This is a genomic window from Pseudomonas sp. F01002, assembly GCF_004402115.1.
Lineage (GTDB): Bacteria > Pseudomonadota > Gammaproteobacteria > Pseudomonadales > Pseudomonadaceae > Aquipseudomonas > Aquipseudomonas frigoris.
Window position 1 is genome coordinate 64704 of sequence record NZ_SOPU01000018.1, and the last position, 15388, is coordinate 80091.

The 15388-nt window shown below is 59.3% G+C and carries 14 protein-coding genes; 11 read left to right on the forward strand and 3 right to left on the reverse strand.

Features of this window, described 5'->3' with window-relative positions:
• Positions 1-437: 437 nt before the first annotated feature.
• Entirely contained in the window at positions 438-1091 is a 654-nt protein-coding gene (locus tag E3W21_RS14065) for a peptidase M41 (RefSeq protein WP_134421228.1), read from the reverse strand.
• A 250-nt stretch (positions 1092-1341) separates the two neighbouring features.
• Between E3W21_RS14065 and E3W21_RS14070 the strand changes: the two genes are divergently transcribed.
• The 10 genes from E3W21_RS14070 to E3W21_RS14115 all read left to right on the forward strand — a co-directional run bounded on the left by E3W21_RS14070 (position 1342) and on the right by E3W21_RS14115 (position 12319).
• Positions 1342-1803 carry an Lrp/AsnC family transcriptional regulator gene (locus tag E3W21_RS14070; protein ID WP_007980298.1) on the forward strand — a complete coding sequence of 154 codons (462 nt, stop codon included), beginning with the start codon at positions 1342-1344 and terminating at the stop codon, positions 1801-1803.
• A 221-nt stretch (positions 1804-2024) separates the two neighbouring features.
• On the forward strand, positions 2025-3707 hold the full coding sequence (locus E3W21_RS14075; protein ID WP_134420464.1) for an NAD(P)/FAD-dependent oxidoreductase: 1683 nt from the start codon (positions 2025-2027) through the stop codon (positions 3705-3707).
• 12 nt (positions 3708-3719) lie between these two features.
• A complete protein-coding gene (locus tag E3W21_RS14080) occupies positions 3720-4514 on the forward strand; it encodes a carbon-nitrogen hydrolase family protein (protein WP_056741292.1) in 795 nt (264 codons plus the stop codon).
• A gap of 48 nt (positions 4515-4562) precedes the next feature.
• Entirely contained in the window at positions 4563-6995 is a 2433-nt protein-coding gene (gene pqqF, locus E3W21_RS14085) for a pyrroloquinoline quinone biosynthesis protein PqqF (RefSeq protein ID WP_134420466.1), read from the forward strand.
• Between the two features lie 155 nt (positions 6996-7150).
• Positions 7151-7225, forward strand: coding sequence for a pyrroloquinoline quinone precursor peptide PqqA (gene pqqA, locus E3W21_RS14090; protein ID WP_009045898.1), 75 nt, complete (start codon positions 7151-7153; stop codon positions 7223-7225).
• Positions 7226-7300: 75 nt separating this feature from the next.
• Complete coding sequence (gene pqqB / locus E3W21_RS14095; protein ID WP_134420468.1) at positions 7301-8212, forward strand: pyrroloquinoline quinone biosynthesis protein PqqB; 912 nt, start codon at positions 7301-7303, stop codon at positions 8210-8212.
• A 146-nt stretch (positions 8213-8358) separates the two neighbouring features.
• Complete coding sequence (pqqC, locus tag E3W21_RS14100) at positions 8359-9108, forward strand: pyrroloquinoline-quinone synthase PqqC (protein WP_134420470.1); 750 nt, start codon at positions 8359-8361, stop codon at positions 9106-9108.
• Positions 9105-9380 (forward strand): pyrroloquinoline quinone biosynthesis peptide chaperone PqqD, encoded by a 276-nt coding sequence (gene pqqD, locus E3W21_RS14105; protein WP_134420472.1) that lies wholly within the window; start codon positions 9105-9107, stop codon positions 9378-9380. The genes pqqC and pqqD overlap by 4 nt, the downstream gene beginning before the upstream one ends.
• Positions 9352-10527, forward strand: a complete 1176-nt coding sequence (gene pqqE, locus E3W21_RS14110; protein ID WP_134420474.1) for a pyrroloquinoline quinone biosynthesis protein PqqE — start codon at positions 9352-9354, stop codon at positions 10525-10527. Before pqqD ends, pqqE begins: the two co-directional genes overlap by 29 nt.
• Positions 10493-12319 carry a S9 family peptidase gene (locus tag E3W21_RS14115; RefSeq protein WP_134420476.1) on the forward strand — a complete coding sequence of 609 codons (1827 nt, stop codon included), beginning with the start codon at positions 10493-10495 and terminating at the stop codon, positions 12317-12319. Before pqqE ends, E3W21_RS14115 begins: the two co-directional genes overlap by 35 nt.
• A gap of 182 nt (positions 12320-12501) precedes the next feature.
• On the opposite strand, the gene E3W21_RS14120 is transcribed toward E3W21_RS14115, so the two are convergent.
• Positions 12502-12660: a YqaE/Pmp3 family membrane protein gene (locus tag E3W21_RS14120; protein ID WP_129440621.1), complete on the reverse strand. Its 159-nt coding sequence runs from the start codon at positions 12658-12660 to the stop codon at positions 12502-12504.
• A 208-nt stretch (positions 12661-12868) separates the two neighbouring features.
• Positions 12869-14152, reverse strand: coding sequence for an aspartate aminotransferase family protein (locus E3W21_RS14125; RefSeq protein WP_134420478.1), 1284 nt, complete (start codon positions 14150-14152; stop codon positions 12869-12871).
• 169 nt (positions 14153-14321) lie between these two features.
• Between E3W21_RS14125 and E3W21_RS14130 the strand changes: the two genes are divergently transcribed.
• Entirely contained in the window at positions 14322-15251 is a 930-nt protein-coding gene (locus tag E3W21_RS14130) for a LysR family transcriptional regulator (RefSeq protein ID WP_134420480.1), read from the forward strand.
• The last annotated feature ends 137 nt before the right edge of the window (positions 15252-15388 follow it).

The window sequence follows — 15388 nt, forward strand, 5'->3', positions numbered from 1 at the left end:
ACATGAGCGCTTGTGACACATGAGTGCTGTTATGGAACTCGTATGTCACTTTGGAAGAAGTAACACCCAACAGCTCGCGCTCCTGGTGAACGAGGAGGCAGAGCTCGCGGGGAAAGGAGTCTAGAAGCAAGCGAGTGCGACGATAAGACGCAAAGTGCATTAATTTGACGAATTATTGGTCATTATGACGAGTAATAGTGACCGTATGATGCGTCGACGCTAATTCGTTAGTCATGAAGAGCTGCTGCGACCGGAACAAATCGCACTGATTGCGAACCACCTCCATCACATCCACCATCGCTGTTAATGGCGGCAATCTTTGGCGTGCGTGCGGATCGCTGAAGTCGCGCGTACCCCACTGATTTGGGCCACGGCGACTCGACCAGGGTCCCTGATGCTGGGGGCGCTGCTGCTTTCGGCATACACGCAGATCGCCCTCAACTTTCAGAAGCAACAGTTAACGCCGGAATGGCCTGCACGGGCCGCAGGCGTTCAAGCATTTCACCCGTCAACACGACCTCATACGTATCCGCCGCCCTACCCCACTGCTCCACGATGACCATGCCGTCGACCAGCGCCCCCGCTAATTCGGAAATCGTATCGGCCAATTCCTCCACGATTTTTTGACTCCGCCCCCATACACGATCAGTGATCGCTTTAAGCTCAGCCGTTATGCCGTCCGACGACGCGGGATCCGTATCGGGGTAGGCGATGTTGCGCAGCAAGTGCCGTAACTCCCTTATCTTTGCGTAATCCTGTTCCGCCCCCAGCGCTCCTTTCAGGATGGCTGCCGCTTTCGACTTATCGACGGTTTTTTTTGGCGAATGTTTTGAAGCTAATGTCTGGCCCATAGCGCCAGCCAAGAGCACCACCATCCGGGCTTCCAAATACGCCTTCATCGCGTCCATCGAAGAAATGGAGCGCGCCAAGGTGATGGAAGCTCCCCCTTGATGCCTCAAGTCCATGGTCACTGTCAGACTCACGCCGCCTGTTGCAAAACCCAAGGCGCGGGCTACGACGTAGTGCCCCATTTCGTGATGTGCAATCTGCAATGCATGGTCCCGCATTGCGGGAGGCATCTTGTTTGTCATTGCCATGGCCTCGCATCCCTCGATTTCGCATTCGACTACGACTGACTGTTGGTGTCCATCCTGTCGATCGCGCCTTGCTCAAGCCCAAGAAAAACCCGAGATGTAGAAAACGGTATGAACGGTATGAACGGTATGAACGGTATGAACGGTATGAACGGTATGAACGGTACTGAGGCTAGATCAACCATCCGCTGTGCGACATGTGCCTGTAACATACCAACCCATTGATCTGTGCCGCTGGAGACGACCCTTGCCTGACACTCGCCCGCCCGTTCTGGACGAAATCGATCGCCAATTGATTGCAGCCCTGCAGATCAATGCCCGCGAAAGCGTGGCCATGCTCGCGCGACAATTGGGCATCGCCCGCACCACCGTGACTTCGCGGCTGGCCCGGCTGGAAAAAGCCAAGGTGATCACCGGTTACGGCGTGCGTTTGGGTCAGCGTGTCGTGGATGGCGGCTTGCAGGCGTACGTCGGAATCACGGTGCAACCGCGCTCGGGCAAGGAAGTGTTGCGACGTCTCAGCGCGATGGCTCAAGTGCAGCAGTTGTGCGCGGTCAGTGGTGAATTTGATTACGTGGCGTGGCTGCGCACCGATTCACCTGAGCAGTTGGATCAGTTGCTCGACCAAATTGGCAGCGTGGATGGCGTGGAGAAGACAACTACGTCGATTATCTTGAGTAGCAAGATTGATAGGGGGCAGCCGGTTTGAGTTTTTGCCGATAGTTCCTTGGTGTCTGGGAGGGCCTAATCGCGAGCAAGCTCGGCTCCCACATTGACGGTGTGTAGCATTCCATCGTCACTCTGATCAAACAATTAGCAAAACGACGACACATTGCATCTTATTAACGTGTTCTACGCTCTCTAGAATGGCTGCCATCTTTTCCTATACTCAGACGCGCATGCCGCGTCCGGTCGCCAGCAAGGTCAGCCATGAACAAGAACAATCGCCATCCTGCAGACGGTAAAAAACCAGTCACCATTTTCGGTCCGGACTTTCCCTTCGCCTTCGACGACTGGATCGAGCACCCGGCCGGCCTGGGCAGCATCCCTGCGCACAACCATGGCGCCGAGGTAGCGATCGTCGGTGCCGGCATCGCGGGTCTGGTGGCCGCGTACGAATTAATGAAACTGGGCCTCAAACCCGTCGTCTACGAAGCCTCGAAAATGGGCGGCCGTCTGCGCTCGCAGGCGTTCAATGGCGCCGAAGGCATCATCGCCGAGCTCGGCGGCATGCGTTTCCCCGTGTCGTCCACCGCCTTTTATCACTACGTCGACAAGCTTGGGCTGCAAACCAAACCTTTCCCGAACCCACTGACACCTGCCTCGGGCAGCACGGTGATCGACCTCGAAGGCCAGACCCATTACGCACAGAAACTGGCGGATCTTCCTGCATTGTTCCAGGAAGTCGCCGACGCCTGGGCCGACGCGCTGGAAGCCGGTTCGCAGTTCTCTGACATCCAGCAAGCGATCCGCGACCGGGATGTGCCGCGCCTCAAAGAGCTGTGGAACACCCTCGTTCCGCTGTGGGACGACCGCACCTTCTACGACTTCGTTGCCACCTCCAAAGCCTTCGCCAAACTCTCGTTCCATCACCGCGAAGTGTTTGGTCAGGTCGGTTTCGGTACCGGCGGCTGGGACTCGGACTTCCCGAACTCGATGCTGGAAATCTTCCGTGTGGTCATGACCAACTGCGACGACCACCAGCACTTGGTGGTCGGCGGCGTGGAACAAGTGCCGTTGGGGATCTGGCGTCATGTGCCGGAACGTTGCGTGCACTGGCCGGAAGGCACCAGTCTCAGCTCCCTGCACAACGGCGCACCGCGTACCGGCGTGAAAAAAATTGCCCACGCGGCAAACGGGCGCTTTGCCGTCACCGATAACTGGGGCGACACCCGCGAATACGCAGCGGTGCTGACCACGTGCCAGAGCTGGCTGCTGACCACCCAGATCGAATGCGACGAAACCCTGTTCTCGCAAAAGATGTGGATGGCCCTCGACCGCACCCGCTACATGCAATCGTCGAAAACTTTCGTGATGGTCGATCGGCCATTCTGGAAAGACAAGGATCCGGAAACCGGCCGCGACTTGATGAGCATGACCCTCACCGATCGCCTGACCCGCGGCACCTATCTGTTCGACAACGGCGACGACAAGCCGGGCGTGATTTGCCTGTCGTACTCGTGGATGAGCGACGCACTGAAAATGCTCCCGCAACCCGTGGAAAAACGCGTGAAACTGGCGCTGGATGCCTTGAAGAAAATCTACCCGAAAATCGACATCGCGGCGCGGATCATCGGCGATCCGATCACCGTGTCCTGGGAAGCCGACCCGCATTTCCTCGGCGCTTTCAAAGGCGCCCTGCCCGGCCACTATCGCTACAACCAGCGCATGTACGCGCACTTCATGCAGGCTGACATGCCGGCCGAACAGCGCGGGATTTTCATCGCCGGCGACGATGTTTCGTGGACGCCTGCGTGGGTCGAAGGCGCGGTGCAGACCTCGCTCAATGCGGTGTGGGGCATCATGAAACACTTCGGCGGTGAAACTCACGCCGAGAACCCGGGTCCAGGAGATGTGTTCAACGAGATCGGTCCGATCGCCCTGCCCGAGTAAGAGGAATCCGAAATGCGCGTAGCCCTTTACCAATGTCCACCGCTGCCCCTGGATGTCGCAGGCAACCTGCAACGTCTGCATCAATTGGCGCTGGAGGCCAAGGGCGCAGATTTGCTGGTGCTGCCGGAGATGTTTTTGACCGGCTACAACATCGGCCTCGATGCCGTCAGCGTGCTGGCGGAAGTGCACAACGGTGAGTCGGCGCAGCAGATCGCGCGCATCGCCAAGACGGCCGGGATCGCCATTTTGTATGGCTACCCCGAGCGCACCGAGGATGGGCAGATCTACAACGCCGTGCAGTTGATCGACGCCAATGGCGAACGCCTGTGCAACTACCGCAAGACTCACCTGTTCGGCGACCTCGATCACTCGATGTTCAGCGCCGGACCGGATGAGTTTCCGCTGGTTGAACTCAATGGCTGGAAGCTCGGCTTCCTGATCTGCTACGACCTGGAATTCCCGGAAAACGCCCGACGCCTGGCCTTGGCCGGCGCCGAGCTGATTCTGGTGCCGACGGCGAACATGATTCCTTACGACTTCATCGCCGACGTCACCGTCCGCGCCCGGGCCTTCGAAAACCAGTGCTATGTGGCTTACGCCAACTATTGCGGCAACGAAGGCGAGATCCAGTATTGCGGCCAGAGCAGCATCGCCGCGCCGGATGGCAATCGCATCGCCCAAGCCGGCCTTGATGAAGCACTGATTGTCGGCGAGCTGGATCGTCAGTTGATGGTCGATTCCCGCGCCGCCAATCGCTACTTCCTTGATCGCCGCCCCGAGCTTTACAGCGAGCTTAACAAGCGCTGATCCATCGTTATCCGCTAGCATTGGCACTTCTCTGTTCTGGAAGTGCTCATGCCTGCGCTGAACCACCCCCACCTTCACACTGAAACCCTGGCCAACGGTCTGCGGGTGACGCTGCGTCATGTTCCCGATTTGAAGCGCAGTGCTGCGGCGTTGCGCGTCGCGGCGGGCAGCCATGACGTGCCGGCGGCCTGGCCCGGGCTGGCGCACTTTCTTGAACACCTGCTGTTTCTCGGTACGGAGCGCTTTCCCGCAAACCAAGGGTTGATGGCCTACGTCCAGGGTCATGGTGGTCAGGTGAATGCGCGGACCAGCGAACGCACCACGGACTACTTTTTCGAGTTACCGCCTCAGGCGTTTACCGGGGGACTGCAGCGCCTGTCGGACATGCTCGCTCATCCACGTATGAATCCGGACGATCAGCGGCGGGAACGGGAAGTGCTGCACGCAGAATTTGTTGCATGGTCTCGGGATACGACCGCTCAGCAGCAATTCGCGCTGTTCGACGGCCTTTCAGCGGCGCATCCACTGCGGGCGTTTCATGCCGGCAACCGCTACAGCCTGCCGGTGCCGCAACCTGAGTTTCAGCAAGCCTTGCAGGGTTTCTATCAGCGTTTTTATCAGACCGGGCAAATGACCTTGAGCCTGGCAGGGCCGCAGAGTCTCGATGAGTTGAGGGCGATGGCTCAGCGCTTTAGCGCTGCGATTCCCGTAGGGGAAAAAGTCCCGCAACAAGCGCCTACATCGCTGATGGATTCTTCGGACAAAAGTTATCAACAGGCTGGAGCGCGTCGACTGGATCTGCTGTTTGCCTTCGAAGCGTTGCCCGATTCATCGCCCGAGGCGCTGGCGTTCCTGTGTCATTGGCTGAACGCCGCGAAACCCGGTGGCCTGCTGACGCAATTGCGCGAGCGCGGACTGGCTGACAGCCTGAAAGCTGCGCCGTTGTATCAGTTCGCCGGCCAGGCTTTGTTGCACATCGAACTCACGCTACCTGCCAACGCGACGCCCAACGGGATCCGCGAGCGGCTACTGGATTGGCTTGGATTCTTTGCCTCACAGCAACCCTGGACCGGGTTGCGCGAAGAATACGCTGCCCTGCTGCAACGTCAGCAGCAAGTCAGCGGCGCCCTGGAACTGGCCCGACTGGACAGCGAACAGCGTGAAACAGGGTTATCCGAATCGGGCATTGCAGCCCTCAACGAAATCCTGAAACAAATCTGCGCTGTGGATAACTTCACCGGCCAATGGCAACTGCCCACACCTAATCCGTTTTTACGCGCCGAGGCTCCGGTTCCGAGTGCCGGACTGATCCGCGGCCAGACCAGCAAACACCGAGGCTTGCGGACCTTTGCCCAGGATCGCTCACGCGGTCGTCGTGAACGGTCGCCCATGCAGTTCAGTCAGGCGTTGCCCGATAGCAGTGCCGAAGGCGCCGTTTACCTGCGCTGGCGTCTGGACTCGGCACCTCGCAGCAACGTTCAGACGAACCTGGAAAACCGCCTTCAGCCGTTGCGTGAAGACGCACGTCAGGCAGGTGTCGATTTTTCCTTCAGCTCATCGGGCAATGAATGGCTGCTGAAAATGACCGGGCTACAGGAGCCGATGCCGACCGTCCTCGAACATGCGCTGAAAGAACTGACAACACCTGATACCAGTTTCTCGCAAGAAGAGCTGCCGAGCGTTGCATTGATGCCGATTCGACAGTTGCTTAAAGCGCTGCCTGATCACTGCCTTGAGCGCAGCGCCGACTCGGACGATTTGATGCAGCTTTGGTCGAGCGCACGCTGGGACGGTCTGGCGACCGGCCTGTCCGCCCAGACACAAGCGGCGATGGGCCTTGCCTTGAGTCGTGTACCCGGCACTACGGACAATCAACTGACGCCGCCCTCCCCGATAAACGCGCAGCATTTCTGGAGCGCGGTCGACACCGGATCCAGCGAACACGCGCTGCTACTCTTCTGTCCGACCGCAACTGCAAACATCGCTGATGAAGCCGCCTGGCGCTTGCTGGCTCACGTCTGCCTGACGCCGTTTTACCAACGCCTGCGGGTAGAACTGCAGCTCGGCTATGCGGTGTTCAGCGCCCTGCGGCAGATCCATGGGCAGACCGGGCTGCTGTTCGGCGTGCAATCACCCAGCGTCGCCCCTCTGGATCTGCTGGAACACATCGAACACTTCCTGAGCGGATTGGCCGGGATGATCGAAGACATCAATGACGAGACCTTCATCGACCAGCGCCAGGCACTGGCCGATCAATTCAATAGCGCGGCGCTACCCAATGCGCAGGCCGCCGAACTGCTCTGGCAGGGCAAACTGGCCGGCCGCTCGTCGGAATATCTGACTCAACTGCCTCAGGCAATTCTGAAGATCGACCGCGAAACGTTACTGGCCGCGGCACAACGACTGAATCAGGCCGAAGGCGGTTGGCTCTGCCTGGCCAGCGGCCTGTGCCCAGGCTCGCCCTGGCAAGCGGCAAAATGATCATTACCGGTGCTGCAATTAGCTTTCTCAAAGATTCCCGGCCAATCGCCCTGTAATTTTGAGTAACATAGCCACCTAACTATCTGAACATCTCCGGCTGGAGGTGGACTATATGTATAGATCTCAACTGTCCCATCACCTGAAGGAGCGCTCCTATGTCCTGGTCCAAACCTGCTTACACCGACCTGCGTATCGGCTTTGAAGTCACCATGTACTTCGCAAGCCGCTAATCTTTTTCTAGCGCAGTGCAACGCCTCGGCTCGCCGAGGCGTTTTTATTTTCAGTATTCGAATGATGGAGCGGCCATGTTTGTCCAGATTCTAGGTTCCGCCGCCGGCGGTGGTTTCCCCCAGTGGAACTGCAACTGCGTGAACTGCGCCGGTTTTCGCGATGGCAGCCTGAACGCCAAAGCGCGGACCCAGTCGTCCATCGCGATTTCCGATAACGGTATGAACTGGGTGTTGTGCAACGCATCGCCGGACATCCGCGCCCAGCTCCAGAGCTTTGCCCCGATGCAACCGGGCCGCGCCCTGCGCGATACCGGCATCAACGCGATCATCCTGATGGACAGCCAGATCGACCACACCACCGGCCTGCTCAGCCTGCGCGAAGGTTGCCCGCACCAGGTCTGGTGCACCGACATGGTCCATGAAGACCTGAGCACCGGTTTTCCGCTGTTCACCATGCTGACCCACTGGAACGGCGGGCTGACCTGGAACCAGATCGAGTTCGACCGCAGCTTCACCATCCCGGCCTGCCCGAGTCTGCGCTTCACCCCGTTGCCGCTGCGCAGCGCCGCACCGCCGTATTCGCCGCACCGTTTCGACCCGCACCCGGGAGACAACATCGGCCTGATCGTTGAAGACCTCAACACCGGCGGCAAACTGTTCTACGCACCGGGCCTGGGCAAGGTCGACGCACCGCTGCTGGAGATCATGGCCGGCAGCGATTGCCTGCTGGTGGACGGCACGATGTGGGATGACGACGAAATGCAGCGCCGTGGCGTCGGCACCCGCACCGGTCGGGAGATGGGCCACCTGGCGCAGAACGGCCCCGGCGGCATGCTGGAAGTGCTGGAACAATTGCCAAAGCAGCGCAAAGTGCTTATCCACATCAACAATACCAACCCGATTCTCGATGAGGATTCGCCGGAGCGTGCAGAACTGGTTCGGCGCAATGTTGAAGTGGCTTACGACGGCATGAGTATTGTGCTTTAAGAGCCGAGACCGCTGCGCGGTCTATCGCGAGCAAGCTCGCCCCCACAGGGTTCCGCGTGGTAACCCAATCCAGTGTGGGAGTGAGCTTGCTCGCGATGAGGCCGGCACAAGCACTACACACCTACGGTTGTGCCCGGAGAACCGAAATGAACACAGCAATGTCCCCCGCCGAGTTCGAAGCAGCCCTGCGCGCCAAGGGCGCCTATTACCACATCTATCACCCGTATCACGTGGCGATGTACGAAGGCCGGGCAACGCGCGAGCAGATCCAGGGCTGGGTCGCCAACCGTTTCTATTATCAGGTGAATATCCCGCTCAAGGATGCCGCGATCCTCGCCAACTGCCCGGACCGCGAGATTCGTCGTGAGTGGATTCAGCGTTTGCTCGACCATGACGGCGCCCCCGGCGAAGACGGCGGCATCGAAGCCTGGCTGCGCCTGGGCCAGGCCGTCGGCCTCGACCCGGATCAGCTACGCTCGCAGGAATTGGTACTGCCCGGCGTGCGATTTGCCGTCGATGCCTACGTCAACTTCGCCCGCCGTGCCAGTTGGCAGGAAGCCGCCAGCAGCTCGCTGACCGAACTCTTTGCGCCGCAGATCCACCAGTCGCGCCTGGACAGCTGGCCGCAGCATTACCCGTGGATCGACCCGGCCGGTTACGAGTATTTCCGCACGCGTCTGGGTCAGGCACGTCGCGACGTGGAACACGGCTTGGCGATCACTTTGCAGCACTACACGACGCGGGCCGGCCAAGAGCGCATGCTGGAAATTCTCCAGTTCAAACTGGACATTCTTTGGAGCATGCTCGATGCCATGAGCATGGCCTACGAACTGAAACGCCCGCCATATCACAGCGTGACCGAGCAACGGGTCTGGCATAAAGGAATCACCTTATGAGTTTTGATCGCAGCAAGACCCCGACCTGGCGTATCGGCTACCGCTTCCAGTACGAACCGGCGCAGAAAGGTCATGTGCTGCTCTACCCGGAAGGCATGATCAAACTCAACGAAAGCGCCGCACTGATCGGCGGTTTGATCGACGGCGAGCGTGACGTCGCGGCGATCATCGTCGAACTAGACGCGCAGTTCCCCGGCGTGCCCGAGCTCGGTGATGACATCGAGCAATTCATGGAGGTCGCCCGTGCTCAGCACTGGATCGAACTTGCCTGATTGCGCGTCAGACAAGTTACCGCCCAAGCCCGAAATCGGCCTACCGCTGTGGCTGCTGGCCGAGCTGACGTATCGCTGCCCGCTGCAATGCCCGTACTGTTCCAATCCGCTGGACTTCGCCGAGCAAGGCAAAGAGCTGAGTACCGAACAGTGGATCAAAGTGTTCCGCGAAGCGCGGGAGATGGGCGCGGCGCAGTTGGGCTTTTCCGGCGGTGAACCGCTGGTGCGCCAGGACCTCGCCGAGCTGATCGCCGAGGCGCGCAAGCTGGGTTTCTACACCAACCTGATCACCTCCGGCATCGGCCTGACCGAGCAGAAAATCAGCGACTTCAAGAAGGCCGGTCTGGATCACATTCAGATTAGCTTTCAGGCCAGCGACGAGCAGGTGAACAACTTGCTGGCCGGCTCGAAAAAGGCCTTCGCCCAGAAGCTGGAAATGGCCCGCGCGGTGAAAGCCCACGGCTATCCGATGGTGCTGAACTTCGTGACCCATCGGCACAACATCGACAAGATCGACCGGATCATCGAGCTGTGCATTGCCCTTGAGGCGGACTTTGTGGAACTCGCCACGTGCCAGTTCTACGGTTGGGCGCAGCTCAACCGGGTCGGTCTGTTGCCGACCAAGGAACAACTGGTCCGCGCCGAACGCATCACCAACGAATACCGCGCCAAACTGGAAGCCGAAGGGCATCCGTGCAAGCTGATTTTCGTCACCCCTGACTATTACGAAGAGCGCCCGAAAGCCTGCATGAACGGCTGGGGCAGCATCTTTCTGACGGTCACGCCGGACGGAACCGCCCTGCCCTGTCACGGTGCCCGACAGATGCCGGTGCAATTTCCCAACGTACGCGACCACACCATGCAGCACATCTGGTACGACTCGTTCGGCTTCAACCGCTTCCGCGGTTACGACTGGATGCCCGAGCCGTGCCGTTCCTGCGACGAGAAAGAAAAAGACTTCGGCGGCTGTCGCTGCCAGGCATTCATGCTCACGGGGGACGCGAGCAACGCCGACCCGGTGTGCAGCAAGTCGGAACATCACGGCGTGATCCTCAAGGCTCGCGAAGAAGCCGAGCACGCGACCCAGACCATCGAACAACTGGCCTTTCGCAATGAACGAAATTCACGACTCATCGCTAAAAGCTGAACCCTTCAGCGCTGCCAGGGCTGTTGCGGCCGGCATCGATTTCGCCGAGTTGCAGGTCGGCCCACGTGGCTTGTTCTGGAACGAGTACCGGCCCGAGGACGCCGCCTGCCGAATCTGGCATTGGCGTGACGGCCAGGCGCACTGCCTGACGCCTGCGGGCTTCAGTGTGCGCAGTCGGGTGTACGAATATGGCGGCGGCGCGTTCTGTCTGACCGATGACGGGATAGTGTTCGTCAACGAGGCGGACCAACAGCTGTATCGGCAGTCGCTGGCCGGCGAGACACCCGAGTTACTGAGCTCAGGCGAATGCCGATACGGCGATCTGCAGTTCGCTAACGGGCAGGTATTGGCGGTTGAAGAGAACCGCGACCGACACTGCCTGGTGGCTATCGATGTGGCTGACGGGGTACGTCATCTGCTGGCCGAAGGCGCCGACTTCTATGCCGCACCGACGTTGAGTCCCGACGCGCAACGACTGGCGTGGATCGAGTGGAGCCGTCCGCATCAGCCATGGACCTCGACTCGCCTGATGGTTGCCGAACGCCAGAGCGATGGCCGTTTTGCTCCGCCGCATTGCGTGGCGGGCGAAGACGCTGAGGAATCGCTGCAACAACCGAGGTTCGATACAAGCGGCCGTCTGTTTTGCCTGACAGATCGCGGTGGCTACTGGCAGCCTTGGGTGGAATCGGCAGACGGTTTGAGTCCACTACCGAGTGCCGCAGCTGATCATGGGCCAGCGCCGTGGCAGCTGGGTGGCAGCACCTGGTTGCCGCTGAGCGAAGGCAGCTATCTGGCGAGCTGGACTGAAGACGGGTTTGGCAAACTGGGTCTTTGTGGTGACGCCTGTGAAGATTTCACGGGCGATTACAGCCGCTTCCGCTCTCTCGCACTGGATGAGCAGTTCATTTACTGCATCGCCGCATCCCCAGTCAGTTCGTCGTCAGTCATTGCCATCGACCGCCAGACCCGACAGGTCAAAACACTGGCTGGCGGCATTGCACCGTTGCCTGCCGAGCAAATCAGCGTCCCGCAAACCCTGCGCTACCCGAGTGGTTCGGGCGAGGCACACGGCTTCTTCTATCCTGCAATGACCAGTGACGCGAAACCGCCTCTGGTGGTGTTCATCCACGGCGGCCCGACTTCGGCCTGCTACCCCATGCTCGATCCGCGAATCCAGTACTGGGCGCAACGCGGCTTCGCCGTGGCTGACCTCAACTACCGCGGCAGCAGTGGCTATGGCCGGGCTTATCGACAAGCGCTGCATTTGAGCTGGGGCGAAGTGGATGTGGAGGACGCCTGCGCCGTCGTCGCTCATCTTGCCGATCGCGGACTGATCGACGGCAACCAGGCGTTTATTCGCGGTGGCAGTGCCGGTGGTTACACCACCCTTTGCGCATTGGCCTACCACAACGTCTTCCGCGCCGGCGCCAGCCTGTATGGCGTCAGTGATCCGGTGGCGCTGGGCAGGACGACTCACAAGTTCGAAGGCGATTATCTGGATTGGCTGATCGGCGACCCGGTGCAGGATGCCGAACGCTACGCTGCACGAACGCCGTTGCTGCATGCGGGCAATATTAGTGTTCCGGTGATTTTCTTTCAGGGTGAACTGGACGCTGTGGTGATTCCGCAACAGACCCGCGACATGGTCACGGCGTTGCAGGACAACGGCATTCTGGTTGAAGCGCATTACTACGCTGACGAACGCCATGGCTTTCGCAAGGCCGGCAATCAGGCCCATGCGCTGGAGCAGGAGTGGTTGTTTTATCGGCGGGTGATGGAATTGGCGGGCTGAAGTCGGCGCTTAGTGCAAAAATTGCGGCGCCCCTTTCGCGAGCAAGTCGAATCGTCGCACCGCCGCTCCCACATTAGATCTTCACTGAACACAGCATTTGTGTACGACAAAGATCAAATGTGGGAGCGGCGGTGCGACGATTCGACTTGCTCGCGAAAGCGATCTACCAGACGCCACAAAACTCAACGCTTGGCGATGATGTACACCGCATGCACGATCCCGGGGATGTAACCGCACAGCGTCAGCAGAATATTCAGCCAGAACGCCCCAGCGAAACCGACTTGCAGAAACACGCCCAGTGGTGGCAACAGAATGGCGATGATGATGCGAACAAAGTCCATGGGGTCAGCTCCTGATTAAAGTTGGCTCGTGCGAGCCTACAGCTAATCGACCTTTGCCGTTCGTCAGGGTTCAGTGCCATCACGTCCGAGAGTGAAACCTTTCCGGCGAAATCCACAGACAAAAAAACGCCCCGCGCCAAAAGAATCAGGCATGGGGCGATGCGTTATACCGCGAGACGGTTCGGGAATTCGTGTAGGGCAGGTCTGATCAGACGGCAATCCCTTTGCGGCACTGCAGTTGCGCAGTGCGCACACGGGAGAAGGCGCGGGCCAGGCGCAGGAGCATTTCGTCGACATTGGCTTTGCTGACGGTCAGGGCCGGGGTAAAGCGCAGGCAATCGGACTGCGGAGCTTTAAGCAGCAAGCCTTCGTACAACGCAGCTTTAACGACGGCGTCAGCCGATTCGTCGGACAAGGTAAGACCCCAGAACAGTCCTTTTCCGCGCAACTCGCCGTGACCATAGCGATGGGATAAACGCTGCAAACCTTCGCTCAGGTGCTGACCGGTTTCCCCGACATGATCGAGAAACCCCTTGTCCTGAACGCTGTCGAGCACCGCCAGACTGGCCGTCGTCAAAAGTGCATTGCCATGATGAGTGCCTGTCACTTCACCGATGTCGAAACAGCAGGCCTTGCCCCGCGCCAGCAACGCCGCCAATGGCACGCCACCGCCCAGTCCTTTGCCGAGAACGACGATATCTGCTCGCACGCCGTAGGATTGTTCGGCGAGCAAAGTACCGCAACGACCGATGCCAGTTTGCACTTCGTCGAAGATCAGCAGAATGCCCAGCTCACGGCACAGGCGCTCGACCCCTTTGAGGTAATGCTCGGTGGCCGGTATCACCCCGGCTTCGCTCTGGATCGGTTCGAGCATGATCGCCACGGTCTGGGCATCGACGGCCGCATGCAAGGCCGGAAGGTCATTGAACGGCACGTGACTGAAGCCCGGAAGCAGCGGCTCGAATCGGTTAGTCAGATTCGAACTGTCCGACGCCGAAATCGTCCCCAGACTACGACCATGGCAACCGTTGTTGGCAACGATGATCCGCGAAGCCCCGCCACGATGCCGTTGACCCCATTTACGCGCCAGTTTGATCGCCGCTTCACAGGCTTCGCTGCCACTGTTGAGCAGGTACGCCTGATCACTCCCGGTGCTGGAACACAGTCGCTCAGCAAGATTGAGCATGCCGCGGTTATGTAGGCCGAAGCCGGGGTTAATCAACGACTGAGCCTGCGCCGCGATGGCGTTGACCAGCACCGAAGGGCTGTGTCCGAGGCTATTGGCCCCGCCACCCTGTGAGAAATCCAGATAAGCGCGGTCATCGCTGTCCCACAACCATGAGCCCTGGCCGCGCAGGAATATCTGTTTCGGTCGCTCGACACTGGGCATCAGGCACTCGCTGGAAAAATTGTCGCCTTTGGACGGCAAGAAGGTGCCCACCGCCAGGTCATCAAGACTCGGAGGATTGCGCCGCAAATTAAACAGGTTCATCTGATCAAACCTCGTGCGAGGTTTTTTGCCTTACCTATGTAAACACCATCGAAGCAAACGGTATTCATCGCGTTCTGTGGCCCTGTAAGCCTTGTGAATGCGGTTAGACTAGGCCCAGCCAAGGCCTTGAGCCATTTCGATTTCCCAGCATTTTCGATAAGCACACCTTATGGATTTCAAGCAACTGCGTTATTTCGTCGCGGTCTACGAAGAAGGCCATGTGGGCCGGGCTGCCGAGCGGCTTTCAATCTCCCAACCGGCGCTGTCCCAGCAGATCCGCCACCTCGAACAAAACCTCGATGTGAGCCTGTTCGAACGCAGCAGCAAACGTCTGCTGCCAACCCTGGCTGCTCATACTTTGTACAACCATGCCCTGCCCTTGCTGGATGGATTGCAGCGGGCACGGGAAGCCTTGGGCAACTTCAAGGGCCAAGCATTGCGCACGTTGGCCATCGGTGTATTGCAGACCGTCCATACGAGCCTGGTGCCGCAGATGCTCGAACGCGTGCGCAAGGCGCAGCCGCATTTGGTGGTGCAGATCTATGAACTGACGGGGCTGGAAATCGAGCGGCGCTTGCTCAACGGTTCACTGGACATCGGCATCAGCTATCTGCCGCCTCGTCAGCCGGGGTTACACGGCGTGATGCTGTACGAAGACGAACTGACCCTGGTCATCCCGGCGGATCACCCGTTGCGCGAATTCAAGAAAGTGTCCATGAGTCAGGCCGCCGAATTGCCAATGTTGCTGCTGGGTGAAGAGTTTCAAGTACGGCAGATCTGGCAGGCGCAACTGGCGAATCTGGGACGACGTCCGCAGGTACAGGCAGAACTGAACAACATGGCGGGGATTCTCGACAGCCTGCCGCACACGCGACTGGCGACGGTGCTGCCCGGACGCTCGCAACAGGCACACGGCAATAAGGAACTGTTGTGGAAACCATTGAGCGAGCCGAGGGTGCCGCTGAAAGTTGGATTAGTGTGTCGGGATGTGCAGCGGCAACAGGCCTCGCTGGCCTTACTGCGTACGTTGCTGGAAGAAGTGATGAATGACTCGGATGGGCGTTTGAGCAGCCCGGCAACACTGGATGAAATGAGCTGAGCACTTTTCTGCAGGCAAAAGAAAACCCCGCCGAAGCGGGGCTTTGCAGACTGTTTCCCTGACATCCATTTCACTCCGCCGTCCTGGCAGAATCCTACGTGTCCGTGTTGTTGCTTTGCGCTTCCTGCGCGACGTCC